This is a genomic window from Dietzia cinnamea NBRC 102147 (assembly GCF_001571065.1).
Classification (GTDB): domain Bacteria; phylum Actinomycetota; class Actinomycetes; order Mycobacteriales; family Mycobacteriaceae; genus Dietzia; species Dietzia cinnamea.
This window is the reverse complement of the sequence record NZ_BCSW01000033.1, coordinates 1-17,307: the sequence shown is the minus strand read 5'-3', so window position 1 is coordinate 17,307 and position 17,307 is coordinate 1. Positions and strand designations below refer to the sequence as shown.

The window sequence follows — 17,307 nt, the reverse complement described above, 5'->3', positions numbered from 1 at the left end:
CGCGCCTGGTCGCCGACGACGGCACCGCCCTGGCCGATCCGCGGGCCGTGACGGTCGACGGGTGGAAGCAGGGCTGGGTGCTGCCCGCCGCCACGACCGGCGCCACGCTCGTGCTCACCGTCCCGCTCGACGCGCCGTACCGGTGGGCGCTGCTCACCGGACCCTTCGCGTTGCTGCTGGTCCTGCTGCTGTTCCTCGTGCGCGGCCACCGCGACCGGGCGGGGACCCGCGCGACGCCGTGGCGCGGCCGCGGTCCCGTCACCGTCGTGGCGACCGCCGCGGTGGGCTACCTTCTCGCCGGGCCGGTCGGGCTCGCGGTGACCGCCGGGCTCACCGCCTGCGCGCTGGCGGCCAGCCGCCACCTCGGCGCGGCAGGGGCGCGGCGGCTGCTCGTCGCCGGCGCCGGCGTGGGAATCGTCGCCGGCGCCGCGCTGCTCGCCCGCGCACCGTGGCCGGACCCGCTCGGCTACGCCGGGGACTCCCTCGGGCCTCAGGTCGCGACGGTTGCCGGGCTCGTCTGCGCGGGGCTCGCCGCGAGCTGGCCGTCCGCCGGACGCCCGCGCGGCGCGCGTCGGGGCGCCAGCCAGCGCTGGGACGGGACCTCCACCAGCGCGTAACTCGCCGCCGCCACCACCGTCGAGATCACGGCGGTGACCAGCCAGACCGTGAGCATCCGGCCCGAGAACATGGGCACCGACGCGATCTGGAACGCGAAGTGCAGGACCAGGACGTGCCACAGGAAGACGCCGTACGACCACCGGCCAAGCGTGGTGAGGGCCGGCGAGCCCAGAACGGCGAACCGCTCCCGGTCCGGCGACAGGGCGACCGGCGCAAGGAGGCAGAACGCGACCACCGCACCGAGGGCGGTGCGGGCCGCGAACTCCGGGCCCGACGGGTGGACGAAGCCCTCGGTGAACCACTGGGGGACCGTGGTGGCGAGGAACGCGGCGGCCGCGACCGCCCACCACGCCCACCGCGCCCGCGGGTGCCGGGCCAGAGCCGCGACCCGCCCGGGCGGCGCGGCGACCAGCTCGGCGAGGATCATCCCGGCCGCGAACCACGACGCGAACGCCGGGGGCAGGATCTGGTCGTTGATCCGCTCGGAAAGCCCGAAATCATACCACGGCACGAGCGCCCAGCCGAGGCTCGCCACCCCCACCGCCGCGATCGCCGGGATCCGCCACCGCGCGGCCGGACCACGCAGCCGCGACAGCGCCCACCACAACAGCGGCAGTACCAGGTAGAAGCTCATCTCCACTGACAGCGACCACGCGTGCGTCAGGCCCTCGACCAGCGAATCGGGCACGAACACCTGGGTGAGCGTCACGTTGGACGCCCAGGTCGCAGCTGACGCGCGGACGTTCTGCGGGATGAGGAGGAAGACCGCCGCGACCACTCCGAGGTAGGCGGGCAGGATCCGGACCAGCCGGGAGCGCAGATAATCCACCGCCGGACGGGCGGTGCCCGGGCCGCTCCGACGCGCGTGGAGGGCGTGCGCCCGCCACAACAGGAAACCGGACAGCGCGAAGAAGACGGCCACGGACAGGTCGAACCGGCCCCACACCCGGTGGACGAACGAGCCCGTGGAGGAGCCGGTCTGGAACGCCACGTGCGTCGTGAGGACCGCGAACGCGGCGACCGCCCGCAGGCCTTCCAACGCCGGGGCGAAGCCGGTCGCGGACGGCAGAGTGCCGACTCGGGGGTCGGGGGTGCCGAATGCGTTCTTCATCACTGTTAATCTTCTCCTGATGATGGTCCGGCCGGGCAGGCAACCCGGTGGTTACCGGGTGGTAACCCGGCGGGCCCAGGGCGCGACACCAGGAGGACTAGACGATGGCACGTCAGAGCAGTTCGGCGGGACGGAGGTCGTCGGTGCCCGCAATGGTCCTCGTCGGGCTCGGCGCATTTCTCATCACTATGGCACTGGCTCTCCTATTCTTCGTCGTGCCGGCGCAGAAGAAGACGCCGCTGGACATCAACAGCACCACCGTCACCGACACCGTGCCGGGAGCGGTCCTCGTGGGCAGTGCGCTCGCGTCCAACACGCCCACCGAACTGAACGCCGACCGCGCCGAGTGCCGGGCGCCCGAGGCCCCCGCCGACGAGGGCGAGGGCGCCGAGGGTGAGGGCGAGACGGTCGAGACCGTCGACGGGCCCGAGGCCGACGACTCCGGCGTGCAGTTCGCGGTCACGTGCTTCATCGACAACGACATTCCGCTCTACTCGCAGCGCCGCGTCCAGGCCGTCGAGCCGTCGGACGCCGACGTCATCACCATGCAGGCCGCGCAGTCGCTGCTGCGTGAGGACAAGCAGGGCGGCGACGACGTCGAGGCGCTGATCAACGCCACGATCGACCGCGTGACCGTCGACCGCGTCTCGGCGATGCCCGTGGACGAGGCGACCAGCACCCTGCAGGTCGTGGCCGGCGGCTCGGGCGGTGACGACGCCCCCACGGGCTTCGTCCGCGAGGGGCTGCAGTACAAGTTCCCGTTCGACACCGAGCAGCGGGCCTACGACTACTTCGACGCCAGCACCTTCACCACCAACCCGATCGAGTTCGTCGGCGAGACCACCGTCGGTGGCATCGACGCTTACGAGTTCCGCCAGGAGCTCGGCCCGATCGACATGTGGTCCTCGATCCGTGACCACTTCGCCTCCATCTCCGACGGCTACGACCCCGCCGTCGAGTCGGTCCTCGCCAGCTACCGTCGCGAGGGCATGACCGCCGGGCAGTGGGGCCTCGGAGGCGACCCCGAGCGCGCGGTCGACATGCGCCGCTTCTACACCAACACCCGCACGGTGTGGGTGAACCCGACCACCGGTCAGATCGTCAACGGCAAGGAGGACATCTTCCAGTTCTTCGCCGAGGACCAGGCCGAGGCCGACGCGTTCTTCGGCGACAAGGCCCGCATGGAGGAGGAGAGGGCCGAGCCCACCCGCACGGCCGTCCGCTTCCAGTCCGGCTGGAACGAGGAGACGCAGCAGGTGACCCTCGCCGGTGCGCAGGAGAGCGCGGACACGCTCAACACGTTCGGCCGCGTCGTGCCCGCCGTCCTCGGCATCCTGGGCCTGATCTCGCTGATCGGCGGCATCGTGCTCGGTCTGCGCGGTGGCCGTGGCGGCACGGGCGGTCACGCCGCCCGGGCGCGCGCCTGAGCTGAGCCGGCGGCGGCCTGAGCTGAGCCGGCCCCGCCGCCTGGAGCATCGACGAGAGCGTTCCGCACACATCACCCGAGAGGGCGTGTGCGGGACGCTCTTCTCGTCGGCGGACCCGCGACCGCTGAGCGGCCGACGCGACCGCTGAGCGGCCGACAGCGACACCAACCGCGCGGCTTCCACGATCTGCCCCTCGGATCGGGCGCTGCGCTTCTGATTGCGTCTTGCCCCAGGAACTCCGAGAGCGAATCGCGGCGCGAGGGGTGAATCGAGGTCCGAGGAGCAGATCGCGCGCCGCGAGCCCGACGCGGTTCGCGACGACCCTGCTCGGTCAGCCGCGCCGGCGACCGGCTCCGGGCGACCGCTCCGGCAACCGCGCCGGCAACCGCGCCACCTATCGGATCACGCGCCGCCCACGGGGTCCCGTAGGCGAGTCGCAAGTGGATAGGTGGCGTGGCTCGGCCGGAGGGGCTCGGTCCGGCCCAGCGCCCTCGGATCAGGCCGGCCGCGACCGGAGCGCGCGCCAGCCGGCCGTGACCGTGGTGAGGACGACGGCGACGAGCGCGGCGGCCAGGACGCCTTCGACATCGCGGGGAGCGGACCACACGGCGATTGCGGTGAGCACCAGCCCGCACCACGCGATCCCGGCCTCAACGGTCCGGTCGGAGGCGATGATGGCCAGCAGGAACGCCTGCAGGACGCTCAGTGTCACACCGAGCAGGGCGAACGCCCAGAGGAGCCCGGCAACCGGCCGGTAGTCTTCGCCGACGACCACCGGCACCAGCGGCGCGGCCACGGCGGCCCCGATCACGACGACCGCGCCGATGCCCAGCAGGACCGTCACTGCCGAGCGGACGGCTCCCCGGTGTCCGGCCGGATCGGCCATCCGCGGATAGAGCACCGTGCCGACGGCCTGCGGCAGCCAGAACGCGGCCTTCGCGGCGACCGCCCCCAGCGCGTAGCGGCCTGCGTCCTCCGGGGCCAGCAGTGCCCGGGCGAGGAGCAGGTCGACCGAGGTGAGGGCCATCATCACCAGCTGCACCTGGCCGGCGGCGAGCACGGCGGCCACGCCGGGGGAGGTCAGAGCCGCCCCGTCTCCGCGCGTTCCCCCGCCGGCCGAGTTGCCGAGCGTTCCCCCGCCGGCCGAGTCCCCTCCCGTCCGCAGGCTGGACGGGGCCAACGCGGGCCCGGACGTCACCCGCGCCGCCACGACCCAGGCCGCGCCCACGCCCACGGCCCCGGCGGCGAGCGCGGGTCCGACACCGCCGCCGACGGCGAGTACCGCGACGGCGGGGGCGACCTTGCCCGCGCCGGCCAGGGCGAGCACCACACCGAGGGCCCGGAACCGCTCGGCGCCCTGCAGTAGCCCCTGCTCGGTGGCGAGCAGGCACAGCACCGGGCCAGGGGCCAGCGCTGCGGCCGTGGCCCACACCGGGGTGTCGAGCAGCAGGGACATGGGCACGACGACCGACGCCGCGACCACCGCGACCAGTAGCGCTGCCCGTCTGCCGAGCGCGCGCAGGACGTCCCGGGGGACACCGCGGACGTGCTCGCGGGCCACCACCGCCTGCAGCGCGAGCGAGGGCACGGCCACCAGCAACTGCGCGGAGAGCAAGGCGGCGAACGCGCCGTAGCCCTCGGGGCCGAGCCACCGGGAGGCCGGGAGATGCAGGAGGTAGGCGGCGATGTTGGCCAGCATCGACCCGGCCGTGACCGCGCCCGCGCCGGTCAGGACGCGCCTGGCGGCGGAGCCGGGTGCCGCCTCGCGCGCCTGATGGTCCACATCGGTGATCGTAGGGGGCCGTCCCGCGGTCTCTCCTGCGGGTCGGGTGACGCGGTGGCGCCGGGTCGGCCACCCCGCCAGTGCGATCGGCGCGACCGGGGCGCGTGGTGGAATGTGCACATGTCCTCCGCTGCCGGGTTTTACCGCGTGATCGCGCGGCCGGCCGTGACGGACGCCGCGGTGGGTGTGGTCGTCTCGGGCGTTCTGCTGGCCGGGGTGGCGCGGCCGGGCTTCCCGCTGTTGCGGGACTGGGTGGCCACGCCGACGCCGCCACTGTCGGACGCGGCGCTCGGGTTGGGGGAGTCGGCGGCGCGGGCGGTTCCGCAGGACGTGGCGGTGGCGTGGGCGACACGGGCGTTGGACGCGGTCGGGCTCCCGATGTGGCCGTTGACGGGTCTGCTCACGGCGGTGTTCTGCGTGTGGCTGGCGGTCGCGGCGGGTGCGCTCGTGCGGAGGGTGTTGCCCGGAGAGAGCGGCACGGGGGTGTGGGCGCGCTTAGCGGCGGTGGTGGGCGCGGTGTGGAATCCGTTCGTGGTGGAGCGGCTCCTCCAGGGTCATTGGTCGCTGTTGGCGGGGGTCGCGGCGGTGGTGTCGATGCCGGTTCTGCTCGCCCGGGGCCGGCCCCGGGTGGCCGCGGCGTGTGCTGCGCTGGCCGCCGCCGGGCTCACGCCGACGGGGTGGGTTCTGGCGGTCGTCGCGGCGGTGGTGGCGCTGGCCTGTGGCGGAGGGGGCGCTCGTCGGCGCCGGGCTGCGGTAGCGCTGGCGGCTACGGCTGCCGTGACCGCCCTGCCGTGGGGGCTGGCGACCGCTCTCACCGCGGCGGGTGACCGGGCCGGGATCGGACCTGACGCCGGGTCGGGCGGCGCTGCCGGTGGGGGAGCGGAGGCGGCCGTAGGGGTGGCCGCGTTCGCTGCCCGCGCCGAACCGGGGATCGGGACGCTGGGCTCGGTCGTCGCGCTGGGTGGGATATGGAACTCCCAGGCCGTGCCGCCCTCGCGGGCCACGTGGTGGGCGGCCGCCGCGCTGTTCGCGCTGCTGCTCGTGTGGGTGCTCGCGGCGCGGGGCCTGTGGCGGGCGCGACGTGACCGTGTGGTGCGCGCGACGGTCCCCGTGGCCCTCGCCGCATGGCTGCTGGTGGCCGCCGCCGCGACGCGCCCGGGTCTCGCGGCGATGGAGGCACTGGTCACCGCTGTACCGGGCGCGGGGTTGCTGCGGGACACCCAGAAGTTCGTGGCTCTGGCGCTGCCGGCGACCGTGCTCGCGCTGGCCTTCGCCGCCCGGGCCCTCTCCGCGCGCGTGCGGCCGGTCGTCGCCGGGGTGCTCGTCACGGCGGTGGCCGTGGCCGCGGTCCCGGACGCCCCGCGCGCCCTGTGGCAGCAGTTGCGGCCGGTGACGTACGGGCAGGGGTGGCAGCAGGTGGCGGGCATCGTCGACGGTCGGCCAGGGGACCTGCTGGTGCTGCCGGCGGGGTCGTTCCGCTCGACGCCGCTGTGGGCCGAGGGCCGGCCGGTCCTCGACCCCGCGCCGCGGCTGCTCGACACCCGCGTCCTCGTCGCGGGCGATCTGCTCGTGGCCGGAGCCGGGGTGGGTGACGCCACCGCGGTGCCGGGCGAGGGGGATCGCGCGCGCCGCGCCACCGACGCGCTGCTGCGCGGCGCGGACCCCCGCGAACTGGCGGGCCTGGGCGTGCGGTGGGTGCTCGACGAGCGCACGTCCGCCGGGCCCCGAGGCGCGGCGGAGGAGACCCTGATGGCGACGACGACGAGGTTCTCCGACCCCGAACTGACCCTGCACGAGCTCGCCCCGCCGGACGGGCCGGGTGATGCGGACTCGCGATGGGGCGCGGTCACCCCTCCCGGCGCCCCGGCGTGGGCCCGCGCGGCGGTGCTGGCGGCGCACGCGCTGTGGCTGCTCACGCTGGTCGGCGCGGCGCTGGCTGGCGGTCGGCCCGGCCGTCGATCACGCCGCTGAGCCGCCGGCCCTCGGTGACGGCCGCGAGGACCCGCTCCATCGCCGCGCCGGCGGCGGGCCACGACATCCCCGCGGCCTTCCGGCGGGCGGCCTCACCCATCCGCTCCCGCAGGTCGGGGTCCGACAGGAGACGGTCCACGGCGTCGGTCATGGCGGCGACGTCGTCCACGAGGAGGCCCGTCTCGCCGTCGTCGATCGAGTCCCGCAGTCCCGCGGCGTGGTGGTAGCCGACGGTGGGGACGCCGTGCTGCGCGGCCTCGGAGACGGCGAGCCCCCACCCCTCCTTGCGCGAGGGCATGAGGTGGACGGTGGCGCCGGCGAGAAGGCGGTGCTTGGTGGCCTCGTCGACGTGCCCGTGGAACACGACGCCGCCGGTCTCGCCGCCGCCGGTCTCACCACCGCCGCCGGTCTCACCACCGCCGCCGGTCTCGCCGGCGGGGGCGGTGAGCCCGCGCTCGGCGGCGTATTCGCGGAGCCGGTCGGCCCACCAGCCGCTGCCGATGACGTCCAGCACGAGCCCGGGTCGACTCGGCCGCAGGGTCGCGAGCACGTCCAGCGCGTCCTCGACGTGTTTGTGCGGCACCAGCCGGGACAGGACGACCAGCCGCGGGCCGGTGGCGCGGGTGTCCGGCGGGGCCGGCTCCGCTCCGTCCGATTCCGCTCCGTCCGATTCCGCGCCGTCCGGCTCCGCTCCGCCCGGTACTGCTCTGTCCGGCTCCGCCTTCCCCGGTGCGACACCGGCCGGTAGCGGGTCGAGGCCGTTGCGGACCACCGCGATGCGCGCGGGAGCGACGCCGAGCTCGGCGAGCTCGTCGGCCGACGGCAGCGACACGGTGACGTACTGGGACCGGGCGTGGACGCGCGGCGAGACCCACGACTCGACCCACCACCCGATCCGCGCGACCAGCCACCCGGCGACCGGCCACTGCTCGCGGTGGATGTGGTGGACCAGCACCACGACGGGGGCGGTGGTGACCAGGCGGGCGAAGAAGGGGACGCCGTTCTGGGTGTCGACGACGACGTCGGGCTGTCGCAGGACCCCGAGCGGCCCGAGGCCGAGCCGGCCGGACAGGATCGCCAGCAGTGCGCGGGGATAGACGGTGAAGCGCCCGCCGGCCCGGCTGAACCGCACGCCGGTGGAGGTGGTCGCGGAGCGGGCCGCGCCCCGCGAGCGAGAGGTCCGGTAGACGACCGTGTGGCCGGCCGCGGCGAGACCGTCCGCGACGTGCTCGAGGTAGCGCTCGCTGCCACCGCCCTGCGGGTGAGTACTGTCGCGCCAGCACAGCAGCAGGATTCGAGCCACCCGGACACTGTACGCGGGCGGCCGGGCCGTCAAGGACCGCCGGTATCGTCACCGCCGTGCTCACCGATCCCGTCCACCGCTCGCCCGCGCTACGATCGGTGGCCCGCCGCGCCACCCTCGGTCGCTCGCTCGGGCTGCTGCGCTCGTTCCCCCTCGAGCAGTCCGACCCGGACGCCTTCTACTCCGGCCTGGCGCGCGACACCGTCGAGCTGGTCGCGGACCTGTGGGCCGGGTCCGGCGATCAGCCCGCCCGGCCGGGCCCCGGCCCCGACGCCGGGAGGCTTCCCGGGCTGACGGTCCTCGACGTGGGCGGCGGGCCCGGCTACTTCTCCGACGCGTACGCCGCCGAGGGCGCCCGATACGTCTCCGTCGAGCCGGACGTCGGTGAGATGTCCGCGGCGGGCCTGGACCAGACGGGGTCGATCCGCGGCAGCGGGATGGCCCTGCCGGTGCGGACCGATGCGGTGGACGTGTGCATCTCCAGCAATGTGGCCGAGCACGTGCCCGAGCCCTGGCGCATGGCCGAGGAGATGTGCCGCGTGACGCGACCGGGCGGCCTCGTCGTCGTCTCCTACACCCTCTGGTACGGACCCTTCGGCGGCCACGAGATGGGCCTGACCCACTACCTCGGCGGCGAGCGCGCGCGGCGCCTCTACGAGCGCCGCCACGGCCACCCGCCCAAGAACGTCTACGGCGAGTCCCTCTTCGAGGTCGGGTGCGCCGACGGCCTGGCCTGGGCACGTGACACCGGCGCCGCCGATCTGCTCGCCGCGTTCCCCCGCTACCACCCTCGATGGGCGTGGGGGCTCGTGCGCGTGCCTCTCGTTCGCGAGGTGCTCGTGTCGAATCTCGTGTTGGTACTGCGCGCGAAGTAGCGCCCCACGGCGGGCCGGACCCTCGCTACAGTGAGGTGGAACACGTTCTCGTTAGCTTCACTCCCGGTTGACGGGACGGTTCCCACCGCTCTTGTACCCCACCGCACGGAGGTCCCCCGTGGTCGTCGTCCATGACAAGCTCTTCTCCGGCACCCGCTGGACCGATCCGGTCACCACCGGCGTCCTCGAGGTGACGTCCCCGGCCACCAACCAGGTCGTGGGCCGGGTCGCCGAGACCACCACCGACGACCTGGACGAGATGATCAGCCGGGCCCGCGACTCGTTCGCGTCCGGCGTCTGGCGGAACACGCCGCCCGCCGAGCGCGGCGCACTGCTCGCCCGCGCGGCCGACATGCTCGAGGAGCGCCAGGCCGAGGTCTGCCAGATCCTGTCCGACGAGATGGGCGCGCCCGCGAGCGCCGCGTCGATGATCCAGGTGACCCCCACCCTCGGCGTACTGCGCTACTACTCCCGTCTCGCCGAGACCTTCCCGTGGTCCGAGGTGCGTCAGGGCGACTTCGGCGCCTCCGTCGTCACCCGCCAGCCCGTCGGCGTGGTCGCGGCGATCACCGCGTGGAACGTCCCGCTCTACCTCAACACCGCCAAGCTCGCGCCGGCCCTGCTGTCCGGCAGCTCGGTCATCCTCAAGCCGTCCTCGGCCACCCCGCTGTCCGCGCTGTGGCTGGCGGACCTGTTCCGCGAGGCGGGCCTGCCGGAGGGGGTGCTGTCCGTGGTGACCGGCCCCAGCTCCGTGGGTGATCACCTGGTGTCCCACCCGGATGTCGACAAGATCTCGTTCACCGGCTCGACCGAGGTCGGCAGGCACATCGCCGGGATCGCCGCGCAGGGCCTCAAGCGCTGCTCGCTCGAGCTGGGCGGCAAGAGCGCCGCCATCGTCCTCGAGGACGCCGACCTGGCCTCCGCCGCCGGCACCATGGTGTTCTCCGCCCTGATGAACTCCGGCCAGGCGTGCGTGTCCCAGAACCGGATCCTGGCCCCGCGTTCGCGCTACGACGAGGTGGTGAACGCGCTGGTCGAGAACGTCTCGCTCATGCCCGTCGGTGACCCCGCCGACGAGGGCACCGTGTTCGGCCCGCTGGCCAACCACAAGCAGAAGGCGTCCGTCGAGGGGTACATCCGCAAGGGCGTCGAGGAGGGCGCGACCATCGCCTACGGTGGCGGCGAGGTCGAGGGCCTGCCCGAGCACGTGTCGGGAGGGGCCTACGTCCAGCCGACCGTCTTCCGCGACGTCGACAACTCCATGACCATCGCCCAGGAGGAGATCTTCGGTCCGGTCCTGCAGGTCATCGCCTACGACACGGTCGACGACGCCGTGCGGATCGCCAACGACTCCGAGTTCGGCCTCGCCGGCGCCGTCTACTCGTCCGACCCCGACGCCGCGCTCGCCGTGGCCCAGCGGGTGCGCACCGGAACCATGGGCATCAACTGGTACGCCTTCGATCCCACCGCCCCGTTCGGCGGGTTCAAGAACTCCGGTATCGGCCGCGAGAACGGGCCCGAGGGGCTGGACGCGTACTGCGAGCTGCAGAGCGTGCTCATGCCGTTCGGCTGGGAGCCGTCCGGCACCTGACGACTGCGGGCGCCCCGGCCCGCGCGCTCACTCCACGCGGTAGCCGACCCCTCGCACCGTCTGCACCTTGTTCTCGCCGATCTTGCGGCGCAGGGAGCGGATGTAGACGTTGACGATGTTGGAACCCGGGTCGAAGTCCATGCCCCAGACGCTCTCGAGGAGCTGCTCGCGGCTGATGGTCTCGCCCCTGTTGCGCAGCAGCATCTCCAGCAGCGAGTACTCGCGGTTGGTGAGCTCCTGGATGCGGCCGTCCACCTCGACGCGGCGGGTACGGATATCCAGGCGCATGCCGGCGTGCTCGAGGATGCCCGGGTCTTCGGTCGCCTCGTGCTCGCGCAACCGCAGCCGGATGCGGGCGAGCAGCTCGGGGACTCGGAAAGGCTTGACCATGTAGTCGTTGGCGCCGGATTCCAGTCCCTCGACGGTGTTCGCGACGCTGTCGCGGGCCGTGAGGATGATGACGGGCGCGGCGAACCCGCGATCGCGGGCCTCGCGCAGCAGCGTCAGTCCGTCGGTGTCGGGCAGGCCGATGTCGAGCAACATCAGGTCGATGTCGGAGATGGTCGACAGGATGGCACGCGCGCTCTCCCCGTCCACCGCCTCGAGTGCGGTGTACTCGGCACCACCGAGTGCCTTGACCAAGACCGAGCGGATGAGGTCATCATCCTCCACGACGAGAACGTTCGTCATGCATCCCTCCTTCTCCGACTTGGGAGTATCGCACGGGTACCGCGCTGCTGGACGCTGGCGGGCGACCGTGTCCGCGGCTCGGCCGGGGACCGGGGGGTTCAGCGGGTCTCGGAGCCGCTCGCGTCGGACGGGTCGGTCCCGGCGGGCGAGCCGGAACCCTTCGCGGGCGGCGGCGCGACGAAGGGGATGACGATGCAGAACGTCGCGCCGCCCCCGGCGGCGTTGAACGCGAACGCGCGGCCTCCGTGCGCCTTGGCGATCGTCGAGACGATAGCGAGCCCGAGGCCGGTGCCGCCGCGTCCGTCACGGAGCTGGCCGCGCGCGGTGTGGAACCGCTCGAAGATGCTCTCCTCCTCGCCGGGCGGGATCCCCGGTCCCCTGTCGCGGACCCACCACAGAAGCCGGCGACGGTAGGACTCCCGCTCCGGGGTCTCCGGGACGGCCCCGGACACGAGCTCCGCGGCGATGGTCGGGTCACCGGGCTCGATGACCCGGCACCCGATCTCGATGGTGTCCCCGGGGCCGGTGAACCGGACCGCGTTGGAGCAGAACTGCATGAGGGCCTGGGTGATCCGGTGCTGGTCCAACCTGGCCAGGCCCTCGGCGTACGGCAGCACCCGCCAGTTCCGGTCGGCCACCACCTCGATCTTCGCCTCGACGTCCAGCACGAGCTCGGTGACGTCGGTCGCGGCGGTGCGGAGGAAGTCCGGACGGTCGGCGCGGGCGAGCGTGAGCAGGTCCTCGACGATGCGGGTCATCCGGGACAGTTCGTCCTGTATGAGCCGGATGGTCTCCGTCCGGCCCTCCGGGTCCTCGGGCATGAGGTCGAGATTGCCCTGGACCACGGTCAGCGGTGTCCGCAGCTCGTGGCCGGCGTCGTCCAGGAACTCCCGCTGTGTGCGGTAGGCCTCCTCGACCCGCTCGAGCATGTCGTTGACGGTGTCGGCGAGGGAGACGATCTCGTCGGGCCCGTCGGAGGGCACGCGCCGTGACAGATCGGCCGCGGAAATGGTTTCCGCCGCTTCGCGGATCCGTCTCACCGGGACGAGCATCCGGCCGGCGATCCACCACGCGAGTAGTGCGCTCACGACCATGCCCCCGGCGGCCGCCCAGCGCAGAAAGCTCTTGACGCGGCGGGTCTCGTCATGCGTGCCGCGGTCGTGGATGGCCACCACAATGTTGGCCGGCCCGGCGGGGCTCTCGACGGTGGCCTTGCGCCAGCGCACCGAGTCGTCGATCACGCCGGAGTCCTCCATGGGGGACAGTCCGATCCGCTGGATCTGCGAGCGCATGCCCGGGGGGAACAGCCGGTCCTCGTCCGGTCCGTACCGGGAGAGGGTGAACTGGGTCCCCGACTCGTTGGCCGTGCCGACGAGCAGCATCTCGGAGGAAGGGTACTGCTGAGCCAGGTACGCCCGGATGAGCTGTTCCACGGTGGGGTCGTCCGACTCGAACGACGGCAGGATACCGGCGGACATGAAGGTCGAGAAGTCGGCCGCCTCGCGGTTGAGCCGGGAGTCGGTGACGCGTTCCGTGCTCAGGTCCAGCATCTGGATCATGAAGATCACCATCGCGGCGAACACGGCCGCGGTCACCAGGGTGATGCTGACGGTGATGCGCAGACGCGCAGAATGCCACCAGCGGGCCGGTTGTGACCTCCCGAGAGAGGGGCTCACCTCGGCTCGGAGCCGTCATCGGCGGGGTGCGCCGCTCCCGGCTCGCCGTCGGCGGGCGAACCGTCCGTCGGCGTCGCGGGGGCCGGGGTGCCCTCAACCGGAGTGTTCTCCGCGGGCGCGCCCGTGGTGAGTACGACGATCCGGGCGCCCGGAACCGGCCCGATCACGACCGGCGCGTCCCGGCCGGTCGGGTGCTCCGGACGATCGGGCGTGCCCTCGGGGCCGTCGTCCATGGGCGACGGGGTCGCGGGGTGATCCCGGCCCGGCCGGGGAGCGCGGTGATCTGTGACGCCCGGCGGGATGTCGCCCGCGCCCGACCCCGCCGAGCCGAGCGGCTCGTTGCGATCCACGGTGTCGGGGTTCCGGCCACGATTGGCGCCGTCCCCGGCCACGAATCCGGAGCGCGCGGGTTCGGTACGACCGTCGGTCGGCGGCGGCAGGGGTACGAGGTCGGCCGGCCGCGCGGACAGTCTCGACAGGATCGAGGGGATCGGTGCCGGCACGGGGAGGGCGGACAGGCCGTCGATCACGGTGAGGTGGGGCCGGACGCCCTCGATGGCGGTGCCGACGGGCTCGGGGGCGGCGACCCGGGTCTCGTCCGCGGTGTCGGAGCCTCCGCCCGTCGAGACGGTGGTCGTGCGCTCGGGCGCGGCAGGAGGGGCGTCTTCGTTTCCGGAACCCATGACCGTGGCGGCGACGACCAGCCCGGCGGCCGTCGCAGGGAGGGCGATGAGTCCGACGACGGTGGCTCTCATACCTTTCCTCCCGCGGGAACACGGTGTTCCGCTCAGTCGTTCACCTTGACACCCGGTGGCGCCACTGCGAAGAGCGTCGAACATATGGTAATAGCGAACGGGTCACTCCGAGTAGAATGTGTGACCCGTCCGCTATCGATCCTGTGAGGGAGTGTCAGCCCAGGCGCTCCTTGAGGGCGGCGAACTGCTCGTGGACCTCTGCCGGGACCTTGGGGCCGCAGAACTCGAGCCACTCGGTGATGAGCGGCAGCTCGCGTCGCCACTCCTCCGGGTCGACGGCCAGGGCGGCCTCGACGTCCTCGAGCGGGGTGTCGAGCCCGGTCATGTCGATGTCGGCGGCGCGGGCGGTGAGGCCGGCGGCCGTCTCATCACCCTCGACGCGACCCTCGATGCGGTCGATAACCCACTTGAGCACGCGGCTGTTCTCGCCGAAGCCCGGCCACAGGAAGCGACCGTCGGCACTCTTGCGGAACCAGTTGACCAGGAAGATCTTGGGCATCTTGTCGCCACCGCGGGCGCCCATGTCGACCCAGTGCTGGAAGTACTCGCCGACGTTGTAACCGACGAACGGCAGCATGGCCATCGGGTCGCGACGCACCGCGCCGACCTGGCCCTCGGCGGCGGCGGTCTGCCCGGAGGACAGGGTCGCGCCGATGTACACGCCGTGGTTCCACGAGTACGCCTCGCTGACCAGCGGGACCGTGTCGGCGCGCCGGCCGCCGAAGAGGATGGCCGAGATCGGCACGCCCTCGGGGGAGTTGAACTCGGGCGCGGTGACGGGGCACTGGTCGATCGGCACGCAGTAGCGCGAATTGGGGTGCGCGGCGTTGCCGGCCTCGCCGTCGCCGGTCGGGGTCCAGTCGTTGCCCAGCCAGTCGATGAGGTGGTCCGGCGTGCCCTCGAGACCCTCCCACCACACGTCGCCGTCATCGGTCAGCGCGACGTTCGTGTAGATCGCGTTGCCCGGCTCCAGCGTCTTCATGGCGTTGGGGTTGGACGAGTAGTTGGTGCCGGGGGCCACGCCGAAGAAGCCGTACTCGGGGTTGACAGCGTAGAGGCGGCCGTCGGCGCCGAAGCGCATCCAGGCGATATCGTCGCCGACCACCTCGGCGCGCCAGCCCTCGATGGTGGGCTGGATCATCGCGAGATTGGTCTTGCCGCACGCGGACGGGAAGGCGGCCGCGACGTAGTGGACCTCGTCGGTGGGGGAGATGAGCTTGAGGATGAGCATGTGCTCGGCCAACCAGCCCTCGTCGCGGGCCATGGCGGACGCGATGCGCAGCGCGAAGCACTTCTTGCCCAGCAGGGCGTTGCCGCCGTAACCGGAGCCGAAGGACCAGATCTCCCGGGTCTCCGGGAAGTGGGTGATGTACTTCTCCTCGTTACACGGCCAGGGGACGTCCTTCTCCCCCTCGGCGAGCGGGGCGCCCACCGAGTGCAGGCCCTTGACGTAGGCGCCGTCGGCACCGATCTTCTCGAGCGCCGCGGAGCCCATGCGGGTCATGATCTTCATGGACACGACCACGTACGCGGAGTCGGTGAGCTCGATGCCCAGCTTGGGGTCCTCGGCGTCCAGCGGGCCCATGCAGTAGGGCACCACGTACATGGTGCGGCCGCGCATGCAACCCCGGTAGAGGTCGGTCATCTGGGCGCGCATCTCGGCCGGGTCGCGCCAGTTGTTCGTCGGGCCGGCACCCTCGGCGGTCTCGGAGCAGATGAACGTGCGCGACTCGACGCGGGCGACGTCCTTGGGGTCCGACTGCGCCAGGAACGAGTTGGGCTTCTTCTCCTCGTTCAGCTTGACGAAGGTGCCGGCCGCCACCATCTCGGCGGTGAGGCGATCCCACTCCGCGTCGGAGCCGTCGGCGAAGACGACCCGGTCCGGCTGGGTGAGCTCGGCGACCTCCGCGATCCACGCGAGCATCTCGGTGTGATCGGTTGGTGCCTGACCCTCGAGGCCGGGAATGGTGGTGGTGGTCATCACTGCTCCTCGCGCGTGGTGCATGGTCTTGGTCACAGGGTATCGCCAACCGGTGCGGATCGCCGCGTCCGAGCCCCGATCGCGCCCAAATGTGAGGGATCCATCAGATGTGGCCGTGGTCGATGCGCTCCCATCGCGCCGGCGGCGGGGGCGGCGAGGCCGGATCGTCGCCGGCCTCGTTGGTGAAGCCCCCGAAGGGTACTCCCTCGGCGGGGTTGGCCAGCCGCCACGAGTCGTAGCTGCCGTCGAAGCGCACGGTCGAGACGTGGTCGACCGTGCCGTCGCCGTCGACGTCCGTGTACACGGTCAGGCCGCGGTCATCGCCGCGCGTGACCGCCTCCATGAAGCCGTCCCCGTCGAGGTCCGCCTCGGGTGAGCCCAGGTCGAGGACCTCGTCACCGACGGGGACGTGCAGCCCCAGCGACGACGGCTCGGCCAGCGGCGCGCCCTCCAGGCCGCAGACGTCGGGCGCGTAGTGGTGGTCGAACGGGTCCGGGCCGGCGAGTGGATCGGTCATGGCGACGTGCCCCCTGCGATGGTGTGGGACCGGGCGGCCTGCTCGGAACGCCTGCGGCGGATGCGCCGGTCGAGGTCGGTGACCCGGGGCCCGGGATCGTGGGCGAACCCGTCGGTGATCGTGGCCTCGGCGGCGAGGATCCGCGAGCCGAGGGACTGTTCGGTCTCCGCGCGCAGCGCCGCGAGCCTGTCGCCCACCGCGGCGACGGTGTGGGTGCGCAGCGCCTGCGTCCGGCGCACGGTCACGGTGACCCACCCCAGCGCCACGCCGCACAGCAGCGCGAGCGGGATGACGAGCGCCGCGGCGCCCGGCACTTCGGCGAGCGGGGCCAGCAGCATCCGGCCCACACCGGTGCCGCCGGCGGCGCCGGTGATCATGACGAGCATTTCCTCCCCGGTGTTGCGGGGCGGGCGGCCCGGCGTGAGGCCGCTCTTCGGCGCGGGGATCCGCGGTCCGGCCGGGGCGGTCGGGCCGAGGTGCCGGGCGACGAGGGCGTCGGCGCGGCGGTCGGCGCGGGCGACGGTGGCGGCCACCGCGGCGTCGGCGTCGGCGGCGAGGCGGTGCACGAGGGCGTCGACGCGGGAGCGCGGCGCGGCGGCGAGCTCCTCGCGTGCGCGGCCGCCGAGGTCGCGCACGGACCGGTGCAGGTCCTGGACCACCTCCATGCGCAGCGCCTGCACGTCCTGGCGCAGCGCCTGGGAGCGCGTGGTGATGGCCTCGGTGCGGCGGGCGAGGAGCCAGTCGACGGTGGCGGTCGCCGGGTCGGGCCCGGCGGGCCGCGGGACCGGGCCGCCGGGCGCGGTGGGCACGGCGCCCGCACGCACCGCGGCGAGCAGCGACGACAGCAGGGCGGCGGGGGCGCCGGGGTGGCCCTCGTCGACGACCTGGACCGGGCACCTCACGCCGGCGTCTACCAGGCGGCGGGTGGTGACGTCGACCGTCTCCGAGAGGTGCTCGGCCGTGCACGTGCGGGCGCGCCCCGCCACGGCCACCGCCATCGGCAGGCGGG

General features: G+C 73.3%; 13 protein-coding genes. 4 read left to right on the top strand and 9 right to left on the bottom strand.

The features are described from left to right. Nucleotides 1-490 precede the first annotated feature (490 nt). Nucleotides 491-1,729: an acyltransferase family protein gene (locus DCI01S_RS16805; RefSeq protein ID WP_082767772.1), complete on the bottom strand. Its 1,239-nt coding sequence runs from the start codon at nt 1,727-1,729 to the stop codon at nt 491-493. A 152-nt stretch (nt 1,730-1,881) separates the two neighbouring features. On the opposite strand from DCI01S_RS16805, the gene pgfA reads away from it, so the two are divergent. Then, nucleotides 1,882-3,156 (top strand): cell envelope lipid trafficking protein PgfA, encoded by a 1,275-nt coding sequence (gene pgfA, locus DCI01S_RS11640; RefSeq protein ID WP_232303106.1) that lies wholly within the window; start codon nt 1,882-1,884, stop codon nt 3,154-3,156. Nucleotides 3,157-3,652: 496 nt separating this feature from the next. Here pgfA and DCI01S_RS11635 read toward each other — a convergent pair whose 3' ends face one another. Beyond that, nucleotides 3,653-4,939: a polysaccharide biosynthesis protein gene (locus DCI01S_RS11635; RefSeq protein ID WP_153038677.1), complete on the bottom strand. Its 1,287-nt coding sequence runs from the start codon at nt 4,937-4,939 to the stop codon at nt 3,653-3,655. 120 nt (nt 4,940-5,059) lie between these two features. Here DCI01S_RS11635 and DCI01S_RS11630 point away from each other — a divergent pair, with 120 nt between their 5' ends. Beyond that, nucleotides 5,060-6,910, top strand: coding sequence for an MmpA family trehalose lipid delivery protein (locus DCI01S_RS11630; RefSeq protein ID WP_061229377.1), 1,851 nt, complete (start codon nt 5,060-5,062; stop codon nt 6,908-6,910). Here the strand turns inward: DCI01S_RS11630 and DCI01S_RS11625 are convergent. Then, nucleotides 6,852-8,213 (bottom strand): glycosyltransferase family 4 protein, encoded by a 1,362-nt coding sequence (locus tag DCI01S_RS11625; protein ID WP_061229376.1) that lies wholly within the window; start codon nt 8,211-8,213, stop codon nt 6,852-6,854. The genes DCI01S_RS11630 and DCI01S_RS11625 overlap by 59 nt on opposite strands. 56 nt (nt 8,214-8,269) lie before the next feature. Between DCI01S_RS11625 and DCI01S_RS11620 the strand changes: the two genes are divergently transcribed. Together DCI01S_RS11620 and DCI01S_RS11615 are read left to right on the top strand one after the other, a co-directional pair. Further along, a complete protein-coding gene (locus DCI01S_RS11620; protein ID WP_061229375.1) occupies nt 8,270-9,088 on the top strand; it encodes a class I SAM-dependent methyltransferase in 819 nt (272 codons plus the stop codon). Nucleotides 9,089-9,206: 118 nt separating this feature from the next. Beyond that, entirely contained in the window at nt 9,207-10,679 is a 1,473-nt protein-coding gene (locus tag DCI01S_RS11615) for an aldehyde dehydrogenase (RefSeq protein WP_061229374.1), read from the top strand. Between the two features lie 27 nt (nt 10,680-10,706). Here DCI01S_RS11615 and DCI01S_RS11610 read toward each other — a convergent pair whose 3' ends face one another. The 6 genes from DCI01S_RS11610 to DCI01S_RS17585 all read right to left on the bottom strand — a co-directional run. Then, nucleotides 10,707-11,369 carry a response regulator transcription factor gene (locus tag DCI01S_RS11610; protein WP_061229373.1) on the bottom strand — a complete coding sequence of 221 codons (663 nt, stop codon included), beginning with the start codon at nt 11,367-11,369 and terminating at the stop codon, nt 10,707-10,709. Between the two features lie 98 nt (nt 11,370-11,467). Further along, nucleotides 11,468-12,964 carry a sensor histidine kinase gene (locus DCI01S_RS11605; protein WP_232303105.1) on the bottom strand — a complete coding sequence of 499 codons (1,497 nt, stop codon included), beginning with the start codon at nt 12,962-12,964 and terminating at the stop codon, nt 11,468-11,470. Nucleotides 12,965-13,041: 77 nt separating this feature from the next. Further along, nucleotides 13,042-13,800, bottom strand: a complete 759-nt coding sequence (locus DCI01S_RS11600) for a hypothetical protein (RefSeq protein ID WP_061229371.1) — start codon at nt 13,798-13,800, stop codon at nt 13,042-13,044. A 154-nt stretch (nt 13,801-13,954) separates the two neighbouring features. Further along, complete coding sequence (locus DCI01S_RS11595; protein WP_061229370.1) at nt 13,955-15,781, bottom strand: phosphoenolpyruvate carboxykinase (GTP); 1,827 nt, start codon at nt 15,779-15,781, stop codon at nt 13,955-13,957. Between the two features lie 103 nt (nt 15,782-15,884). Beyond that, on the bottom strand, nt 15,885-16,298 hold the full coding sequence (locus tag DCI01S_RS11590; RefSeq protein WP_061229369.1) for a DUF6802 family protein: 414 nt from the start codon (nt 16,296-16,298) through the stop codon (nt 15,885-15,887). Then, the coding region (locus tag DCI01S_RS17585; RefSeq protein ID WP_061229368.1) for a hypothetical protein at nt 16,295-17,307 on the bottom strand (1,013 nt) is incomplete at its 5' end. The genes DCI01S_RS11590 and DCI01S_RS17585, both read right to left, overlap by 4 nt.